Origin of the sequence: Helicobacter sp. MIT 03-1614 (assembly GCF_000762925.2) — a bacterium.
Lineage (GTDB): Bacteria > Campylobacterota > Campylobacteria > Campylobacterales > Helicobacteraceae > Helicobacter_C > Helicobacter_C hepaticus.
This window is the reverse complement of record NZ_JRMS02000021.1, coordinates 1-8,062: the sequence shown is the minus strand read 5'-3', so window position 1 is coordinate 8,062 and position 8,062 is coordinate 1. Positions and strand designations below refer to the sequence as shown.

Genomic DNA, 8,062 nt, shown 5'->3' with positions numbered 1-8,062 from the left:
TATGCTCTCTCTCAAGCAAATGCAATTCAGCAAAATATTCTTAGGTTACTTAACTAATTGAAGTAACACTTCTTTAAGTCTCCTCTTTTTTTTGGGGGGGGGGACTAAAATTATTTATGGACGATAAAGATACATATAAATTGCCGTAATTTCTTCATCAGTGAGAAAATATATGGGCATAACCCCTTTTTGAGTATGAAGTGCTTTGGCAAATGTGCTAAATTCAAGATTATTAATACGTGGTGCAAGCAAAGTTTTTTCTATACCTTTATGTTTATAGCGCGCTATAATATCACCCTCACCTTTATTTCCGTGACATTTATTGCAGGCTATACCTCGTGGATTCTCATAAAGATTTTTGCCATATTGATTTTCCGATAAGATTCCTTCATCAGCACTTGCTAGACTTATCACTAGAAACAATATCAGCTTTTTATTCATAAATCCTCACTTAAACGATATTTCTTTAATATCTTATATTATAATAACACAATGATAATCACAAAGGCTTTAAAATGACATTATTAGATGGCAAATCCTTGAGTGCAACGATTGAGCGTGATTTAACAGAGCAAATTGCTGCACTTGTTTCTCAAGGTGTAACGCCGGGTTTAGCAGTAATTTTGGTTGGCAATAATCCTGCAAGTTGCGCGTATGTGCAGATGAAAGCAAAGGCGTGTAAGCGCGTAGGAATCTACTCTGTTACCCACGAAATGCCTTCAAAAATTACACAAGATGAGCTTTTATCTGTTATTGAGATTTTAAATAATGACCCAAATATTGATGGCATACTCGTCCAGCTGCCTTTGCCTGCACACATTCAGACAAGTAAAGTGCTTGAAGCAATCAACCCTAAAAAAGATGTTGATGGTTTTCATCCATTTAATATAGGGCGATTGAGTGTGAATGTTGATACTTTTGTCCCTGCCACGCCACTTGGTGTAATGAAACTCCTTGAATCTTATCATATTGATGTCCGCGGTAAAGATGTTGTGATTATAGGTATGAGTAATATTGTGGGTAAGCCGCTTATGAGCCTTATGCTTAATGCAGGAGCAAGTGTAAGTTGTTGTCATATTCTCACGCGCGATGTGAAACAATATACTAAGAATGCGGATATTGTATGTGTGGCTGTGGGAAAAGTCGGATTACTTAGTGCAGATATGATTAAAGAGGGTGCAGTTGTAGTAGATGTTGGTATTAATCGTTTAGAATCTGGCACACTTGTAGGAGATGTGGATTTTGAGAATGTCGCACCTAAGAGTAGTTTTATTACACCTGTGCCCGGTGGTGTAGGTCCTATGACTATTGTTAGCCTACTTCAAAATACTTATAAGGCTGCAATGTATCGTTTAGAGCAAAGGATGCGAGTATGAAAAAGTTTTTAAGTGCATTATGGGCATTTGCTTCAAGCTGGACAGGGACGATTGTTATCGTGCTTATTTTAATATTTTTTGTTATGCAAGCGTTTGTTATTCCTACACGTTCAATGGTTGGCACACTTTTTGAGGGGGATTTTTTATTTGTTAAAAAATTTAGTTATGGGATTCCCACACCACGGATTCCGTGGATTGAAGTGAATGTTTTACCTGATTTTTCTGGAAATGGACACTTGATTGCAGGTGAGCGTCCCAAGAGAGGTGATGTAGTAGTGTTTCTTCCTCCACATATAGAAAAAACTTATTTTGTTAAACGCACTTTTGCAGTAGGCGGTGATGAAGTGATTTTTGATAAAGATGGCTTATATCTCCACCCATTTGAGGGAGATGAATATATAAGAGAACATTATTCAGGGCAAATTATCGTAGAACGATTAGGCAAACTTTTTGTGAAAGACCCTTATCGTGGGCAACACCCCGGTATCACCTACCAAAGTGTATTTTATAAGAATCCAATGAGTATGGAGCGCTATTTTGCAGATGAAAATGGCAAACTTTATCAAAGAGTATGTGTTGAGGGCAATCAAGGCATAAATATAGGCGATGGTGAGGAAAGTTGCGAACTATGGCATAAAGAATACACTTCCGAACCATTAGAATCTTTTATAAAAGATTCTAATATTGCTTATACAGATATGAGCAATGGACGAATGATAAGTTCTATGGTCAAGCTTGATGGTATGTATTATAAAAAAATTGATGATGATGAGTTTTTTATGGTAGGAGATAATCGCAACAACAGCTTTGATTCTAGATTTTGGGGAAGTGTGCCTTATAAAAATATTATTGGTAAGCCTTGGTTTATATATTTTAGTATTAATAAGGCAAATTCTCAAGAAGCAGGAGCCGATGAAGATAAAAGCAAGCGTTATACAATTCGTTGGGAGCGAATGTTTAAAACAACAGAGGGACTTGAAAAAGCTGCTCGAGAGGCAATGCCAAAATGAAAAGAGATACAATGACTTATGTTATAGGGACAGACCACGCAGGATTTAAGCTCAAGGAATTTACTATTTCATTTTTGCAGAAAAAAGGTTTTGAAGTCATAGATTTAGCACCTCAAACTAATCAAAGAGTAGATTATCCTGATTACGCAAAAAAAGTATGCGAGGCAGTGGGTGAAGAAGTAAATCGCAGAGGCATTTTGATATGTGGAAGCGGAATTGGAATGAGCATTGCTGCTAATCGTTTTAAGCATATTCGCGCTGCACTTTGTGTAGATGCTTATATGGCAAAAATGGCACGTGCCCATAATGACGCAAATGTGCTCTGTATGGGAGAGCGCATTAGTGGCTTAGGTGAGGTGGAGTCAATCCTTGAAGCCTTTGTAAGCAGCGAATTTGAGGGTGAGCGGCATCTTGTGCGTGTGGAAAAGCTAGGGAATCTAGGACAGATTCTATAAAGTTAAGGAGAAAGTATGGAAGGAAGTGTAGGAAATTTCATTGCAAAATGGTTTTTTTTAACGGGTTTTATTTTATTTGTGCTTTATATGATTGTGCGGACATTTTTTTATCGTTCTGTAGCTCAAAAAGAGGAGCGCAATTCTGCTTCTATGAAACTCACACTTAATGAAGCAGAAATCCTTATCCGCAAACATCAACTCCAGCTTCAAAGGGCGTTGGGCAATATAGATATTCTTACTCAAGAGATGAATGCTTTAAAGAATGAAGTTAAAGTGCTCAAATCGCGTAATTCTCAATATAGAATCGAGACAGATAAATATAAAGCTCGCATTAAAGACTTGGAGCAAAAGATTGAAGCACTGCTTTAAGAGGGGATAACACACTAAGGAGAACAAATGGACAAGCAAAAAATAGCAGATTCTATCAGGGCGGTATATAACTATAAGCCGGGAGTTATATTTAGAGATATTACTACACTCATAGGTGATGCAGAGGTATTCAAAGAAGTGATAAATATCTTAAGAAGTCGCTATGAGAATCAAAATATTGACTTTATAGCTGCTATTGAAGCGCGAGGATTTATTTTTGGTTCAGCTCTTGCATACGCACTAGGCATAGGATTTGTCCCTATACGCAAAAAAGGTAAACTGCCCTATAATACTATTAGTGAAAAATATACACTTGAATATGGCACTGATGAGTTGCATATACATACAGATGCCTTTAGGGATAAGAAAAATGCTAAAGTTGTGCTTATAGATGATTTAATAGCCACAGGAGGCACAGCAGAAGCAAGTGTAAAGCTTATAAAATCTATCGGCGCACAATGCGTTGAGGCTGCATTTGTGATTAATCTCAAAGGTTTAGAGGGTGAAAAAAAGCTCGCTCCTTATACACAAGTCTTTAGTATTGTAGAATATGAAGGAAAATAATGGAATCCATACAAAAGGTAATTGCTTACGTAAAACAGAATCCAAAACGTATTTTTATTTGGGGCTTACTGCTTAGCATTATTCTTATACTCTTTATTCTTTATAAACGCTCGGGATTCTCACTTGAAGAATTTATCACGCATTTATGGAATCAATATGTAGAAGATTGGGGTTATGTGATTTTATTTTTTTGGGGCATTTTAGAAGGAGAGCTTGGACTTATTTTTGCTGGATTGGCTGCACACGATGGCAAAATGAATCTATTTATGGCTATTTTTATCGCGGGGCTTGGCGGATTTGTGGGGGATCAAATTTATTTTTATATCGGGCGATTTAATCGCAAGACGATTCAAGAGGAATTCACTTCCCAACGGCGCAAATTCGCCCTTGCACATTTATTGTTGAAAAAATATGGCTGGCCTATTATCTTTATTCAACGCTATATGTATGGTATGCGAACAATTATTCCTATGAGTATTGGCACAACGCGATATAGTGCGCTTAAATTTGCTGTTATTAACCTTTTTTCGGCGTGGGTATGGGCGGCAATCACTATTGTATTAACTTGGTTTTTTGGTGAGCATATTTTTATTATCTTAGATTGGTTTAAAGGACACCCTTATTTGCTTATACCTCTTGCGATTATTATTGGCGGGGGTGTATGGTGGTATTTTCATTCTCAAACAAAAAAAGTGGATAAAAAGATTGCTAAGATTCAAAGAGAGCTTGAAAACAAAGAAAAAATAAGCAATACACAATAGTATAAGAGTTGCTTAAAAACTAAAACTAAGGAGCAGTTTATGAAAGTAAGTATTTCTCACAAAAATAATTTTAAGGGTGTGTCATATCAAGCACAGGCTTTATTGATGAGTAAAAGTGTCTTTGCAAAATCCCCTTATGCAAAGTTATGTAAGAGTTTTGGTTTTGAGGGAGAGGGCAAATTTTTTCTTCAAGAGCAAGCTTTGCTTTTGGTGTGCGTAGAAGAATTAGGACTTGATTCTATCCGAGAGGCTGGAGCAAGTATCGCGCGGCATTTTAGGACATTGCCTTATAAGAATGTGAATGTTGCATTAAATGGCAAACTTGATGATTCTAAAGCTTATGCCTTGCTTTTAGGGGCATTACTTGGAGTATATGAATGTGTGAGTTATAAAACGAAAACCCCTCCTTTACACCTTAAAGAGATAATATTGCTTGATGAAAAGAATGAGGTTGCAAGTGAGAGTGTGCTTAAAAAGGTGCATATAGTCGCCCAAAGTGTCAATGAAGTGCGTGAGATTATCAATACAATCCCACAAGTAGCAACACCTAAATACCTTGCTAAATATGCTAAAGAATTGAGCAAAGAAGTAGGGAATCTTGAATGTAAAATATTAGATGAGGAAGCATTGCAAAAGGAAAAAATGGGTGCATTTTTAGCAGTTAATCGTGCTTCGTGCAATCCACCGCGTTTGATACATTTAAGTTATAAACCCAAAGGTGCTAAAAAGCGTATTGTGCTTGTAGGTAAGGGACTTACTTATGATTGTGGTGGGCTTTCACTCAAGCCTGCGGATTTTATGGTAACTATGAAAGCTGATAAGAGCGGAGGTTGTGCTGTTATGGGTATAATTAAAGCCATAGCACAGCTAGGTGCGAATATTGAAGTGCATTCAATTATAGGTGCAGCAGAAAATATGATAGGTGGCAATGCGTATAAGCCTGATGATGTGCTGTATTCTCGTGAGGGCAAGAGCATTGAGGTAAGAAATACTGATGCGGAAGGACGTTTGGTGCTTGTTGATTGTCTAAGTTATGCTCAAGATTTAAAACCTGATATTCTCATTGATTTTGCGACACTCACAGGAGCGTGTGTAGTAGCTTTGGGTGAATTTACAAGTGGCATTATGGGACATAATGACAGACTTAAAGCCCAATTTGAAAAATGTGCCCTTGAGAGTGGCGAACTTATGGCAACTTTGCCTTTTAATCGTCATCTTAAAAAACTTATAGAATCTAAAATTGCAGATGTATGTAATGTCGGCTCTTCGCGTTATGGTGGTGCGATAAGTGCGGGATTGTTTTTGAGTGAATTTATCCGAGAAGAGTTTAAGCAAAAGTGGCTTCATATTGATATTGCAGGACCCGCGTATGTGGAAAAAGAGTGGGATATTAACCCAAGTGGAGCGAGTGGTGCAGGCGTGAGGGCAGGAATAGAATTTATTTTAGCACAAGGAAAAGCATAAATGGGATTATCAATCGGTATTGTAGGTTTGCCAAATGTTGGTAAATCTACGACTTTTAATGCTCTCACAAAAGCACAAAATGCGGAGGCAGCAAATTATCCTTTTTGCACAATTGAGCCAAATAAGGCAGTTGTGAGTGTGCCTGATGTAAGGTTGCAAGAGTTGGCTAAAATTGTCAATCCTCAAAAGATTCAGCACTCTGTCGTGGAGTTTGTGGATATTGCCGGACTTGTGCGAGGTGCGAGTAAAGGTGAGGGATTAGGCAATCAATTTTTAGCAAATATTAAAGAATGTAATATGATTTTGCATATCGTGCGGTGTTTTGAGGATTCTAATATCACGCATATTGAGGGGCGCATTGACCCGATTGATGATATTGAAATTATTGAGTTAGAACTGCTTTTTGCCGATATGGCAAGTTTAAATAAACGCATTGAGAAACTCCAAAGAGAGAGCAAATCTCAAAAAGGCGTAAATACTCAACTTACTCTCTGTCAAGAGCTTTTAGCGCATTTAGAATCTAATAAGCCCGTGCGAAGCTTTGCTAAACGTGAAAGTGAGGAATTTATCGCACTCAATAAGGATTTAAGATTTTTAACCAATAAAGAAGTGATTTATGGGGCAAATGTCAATGAAGAGGGCTTAGAATCTGATAATGAGTTTGTGCAAAAAGTGCGTGAATATGCAGCGCAAAATGATGGTATAGCAATTAAGCTGTGTGCAAAGATTGAAGAGGAAATGGTAGATATGAGTGATGATGAGCGCACAGAGTTTTTAGTAAGTCTTGGAGCAAAGCAGAGTGGATTAACGCAGATTATTAGAGAGGGATTTGCACGACTTGGGCTTATAAGTTATTTTACTGCAGGTGTCAAAGAAGTGCGAGCTTGGAGTATTAGAAAAGGAGATAGTGCGCCAAAAGCTGCAAGTGTAATACATAAAGACTTTGAAAAAGGTTTTATTCGTGCGGAGTGTATCAGTTATGCAGATTTTATTAAATATGGTGGCGAGGCAAAAGCAAAAGAAGCTGGGGCTATGCGTATTGAAGGTAAAGAATATATCGTGCAAGATGGTGATGTAATGCACTTTAGATTCAATGTCTAACCTTGCATTTACAAAAAAAAAAAAAACGATACAATATGCAGATGAAAGATGCTTCATACAGAGAGGGGATATAATGCAAAACACACAAGAAAAGATAGTAACTTATGAGGAAATCCAAGCAAATCCTATGCTTAAATGGTTTTTTGAATGGTATTCTAATGACGAAATTAAGCGCACTGCAGAAGATAAGTTTTTTAAAGAATGGCAGGAATATGTAAAATAAGCTCTTGCATAGAATCTAAAGTATTTTTTAAATGCTCATTATAAAACTTTCCTTGATTTGCTATTTGAAATTCTAACCATTCTTTAGCCTTTAAGCGACTACCTTTTAAACTCCAAGCATTGAGATATTTTTCATCACTAAAGGATTGTTTGGAGAAGAAATGGAAATGGAGCTGGTTGGCACTTAGTGTTTTTGTCATTCAAATCCCTTTAATTTATCCATAAGCGCGTATTCAAAGTCGTTTTGCGATTCTCTCCAGCTTTCATAGTCCTCATCATCTGATTCTGCTTCGTCATAATCCTCACCATAAAACTCAAGCAGTTCGCAAGAATCATAATCCCTATCGTCGCTCTCTACATACAAACTGTCGTAAATCTCATCGGCGTTTTCTTGCAACTCTTTCAACCACGTCTTTTTGCACACCCCTTGCAATTCTTGCGTGTCATAGCGCAAAAGAAACGCAAGTTTATCATCAAACTTAAGATTTGTCTCATTGACACTTTTATCGTCTTTCCATTTGTAATATTGTGCTCTAAAAATTTCAAATATTTCTTGCCTCAGATTCTCTTGCGCACAAGCACAAAAATCCTTTTGAAATTCCTCAAAACTTTTAGCAAAATAGCTTTCTTTTAAATTCATCATTTAGCCTTTTTCTTTTTCTCCAAAAGTTCATTGTAGATTCTGTATTGCTCGGATAGTTCCAGGCTTGTATCAATGTTATATTCTTTGACTAATTGCT

Annotated in this window: 12 protein-coding genes; 9 read left to right on the top strand and 3 right to left on the bottom strand. The window is 37.1% G+C overall.

The window, feature by feature from the left end:
• Window positions 1–114 precede the first annotated feature (114 nt).
• Window positions 115–441, bottom strand: coding sequence for a c-type cytochrome (locus LS66_RS09825; RefSeq protein ID WP_011116205.1), 327 nt, complete (start codon window positions 439–441; stop codon window positions 115–117).
• Window positions 442–515: 74 nt separating this feature from the next.
• On the opposite strand from LS66_RS09825, the gene folD reads away from it, so the two are divergent.
• From folD to LS66_RS10150, 9 genes are all read left to right on the top strand, one after another.
• Complete coding sequence (gene folD / locus LS66_RS09820; protein WP_034368113.1) at window positions 516–1,376, top strand: bifunctional methylenetetrahydrofolate dehydrogenase/methenyltetrahydrofolate cyclohydrolase FolD; 861 nt, start codon at window positions 516–518, stop codon at window positions 1,374–1,376.
• The gene (gene lepB / locus LS66_RS09815; RefSeq protein ID WP_034368112.1) at window positions 1,373–2,386 is read left to right on the top strand and encodes a signal peptidase I; all 1,014 of its coding nucleotides are present in this window, start codon (window positions 1,373–1,375) and stop codon (window positions 2,384–2,386) included. The genes folD and lepB overlap by 4 nt, the downstream gene beginning before the upstream one ends.
• An 11-nt stretch (window positions 2,387–2,397) precedes the next feature.
• Window positions 2,398–2,841, top strand: coding sequence for a ribose 5-phosphate isomerase B (gene rpiB / locus LS66_RS09810; RefSeq protein WP_034368116.1), 444 nt, complete (start codon window positions 2,398–2,400; stop codon window positions 2,839–2,841).
• A gap of 15 nt (window positions 2,842–2,856) precedes the next feature.
• On the top strand, window positions 2,857–3,210 hold the full coding sequence (locus LS66_RS09805) for a hypothetical protein (RefSeq protein WP_011116209.1): 354 nt from the start codon (window positions 2,857–2,859) through the stop codon (window positions 3,208–3,210).
• A gap of 27 nt (window positions 3,211–3,237) precedes the next feature.
• Window positions 3,238–3,774 carry an adenine phosphoribosyltransferase gene (locus LS66_RS09800; RefSeq protein WP_034368109.1) on the top strand — a complete coding sequence of 179 codons (537 nt, stop codon included), beginning with the start codon at window positions 3,238–3,240 and terminating at the stop codon, window positions 3,772–3,774.
• On the top strand, window positions 3,774–4,535 hold the full coding sequence (locus LS66_RS09795) for a DedA family protein (protein WP_011116211.1): 762 nt from the start codon (window positions 3,774–3,776) through the stop codon (window positions 4,533–4,535). The genes LS66_RS09800 and LS66_RS09795 overlap by 1 nt, the downstream gene beginning before the upstream one ends.
• A gap of 39 nt (window positions 4,536–4,574) precedes the next feature.
• Window positions 4,575–5,999, top strand: coding sequence for a leucyl aminopeptidase (locus LS66_RS09790; RefSeq protein ID WP_011116212.1), 1,425 nt, complete (start codon window positions 4,575–4,577; stop codon window positions 5,997–5,999).
• Complete coding sequence (gene ychF, locus LS66_RS09785) at window positions 6,000–7,100, top strand: redox-regulated ATPase YchF (protein ID WP_011116213.1); 1,101 nt, start codon at window positions 6,000–6,002, stop codon at window positions 7,098–7,100. It abuts the gene before it with no gap.
• A 73-nt stretch (window positions 7,101–7,173) separates the two neighbouring features.
• Window positions 7,174–7,323 carry a hypothetical protein gene (locus LS66_RS10150; RefSeq protein WP_161594741.1) on the top strand — a complete coding sequence of 50 codons (150 nt, stop codon included), beginning with the start codon at window positions 7,174–7,176 and terminating at the stop codon, window positions 7,321–7,323.
• Here LS66_RS10150 and LS66_RS09780 read toward each other — a convergent pair.
• Both LS66_RS09780 and LS66_RS09775 read right to left on the bottom strand, forming a co-directional pair.
• Window positions 7,295–7,522: a hypothetical protein gene (locus LS66_RS09780; protein WP_011116214.1), complete on the bottom strand. Its 228-nt coding sequence runs from the start codon at window positions 7,520–7,522 to the stop codon at window positions 7,295–7,297. The two genes, LS66_RS10150 and LS66_RS09780, sit on opposite strands and share 29 nt — an antisense overlap.
• Complete coding sequence (locus tag LS66_RS09775) at window positions 7,519–7,965, bottom strand: hypothetical protein (protein ID WP_236097027.1); 447 nt, start codon at window positions 7,963–7,965, stop codon at window positions 7,519–7,521. The genes LS66_RS09780 and LS66_RS09775 overlap by 4 nt, the downstream gene beginning before the upstream one ends.
• Between the last annotated feature and the right edge of the window lie 97 nt (window positions 7,966–8,062).

Coding starts and splice junctions, on each gene's coding strand:
- LS66_RS09825 (WP_011116205.1), bottom strand. CDS start 441: ATGAATAAAAAGCTGATATTGTTTCTAGTGATAAGTCTAGCAAGTGCT.
- folD (WP_034368113.1), top strand. CDS start 516: ATGACATTATTAGATGGCAAATCCTTGAGTGCAACGATTGAGCGTGAT.
- lepB (WP_034368112.1), top strand. CDS start 1,373: ATGAAAAAGTTTTTAAGTGCATTATGGGCATTTGCTTCAAGCTGGACA.
- rpiB (WP_034368116.1), top strand. CDS start 2,398: ATGACTTATGTTATAGGGACAGACCACGCAGGATTTAAGCTCAAGGAA.
- LS66_RS09805 (WP_011116209.1), top strand. CDS start 2,857: ATGGAAGGAAGTGTAGGAAATTTCATTGCAAAATGGTTTTTTTTAACG.
- LS66_RS09800 (WP_034368109.1), top strand. CDS start 3,238: ATGGACAAGCAAAAAATAGCAGATTCTATCAGGGCGGTATATAACTAT.
- LS66_RS09795 (WP_011116211.1), top strand. CDS start 3,774: ATGGAATCCATACAAAAGGTAATTGCTTACGTAAAACAGAATCCAAAA.
- LS66_RS09790 (WP_011116212.1), top strand. CDS start 4,575: ATGAAAGTAAGTATTTCTCACAAAAATAATTTTAAGGGTGTGTCATAT.
- ychF (WP_011116213.1), top strand. CDS start 6,000: ATGGGATTATCAATCGGTATTGTAGGTTTGCCAAATGTTGGTAAATCT.
- LS66_RS10150 (WP_161594741.1), top strand. CDS start 7,174: ATGCAAAACACACAAGAAAAGATAGTAACTTATGAGGAAATCCAAGCA.
- LS66_RS09780 (WP_011116214.1), bottom strand. CDS start 7,522: ATGACAAAAACACTAAGTGCCAACCAGCTCCATTTCCATTTCTTCTCC.
- LS66_RS09775 (WP_236097027.1), bottom strand. CDS start 7,965: ATGATGAATTTAAAAGAAAGCTATTTTGCTAAAAGTTTTGAGGAATTT.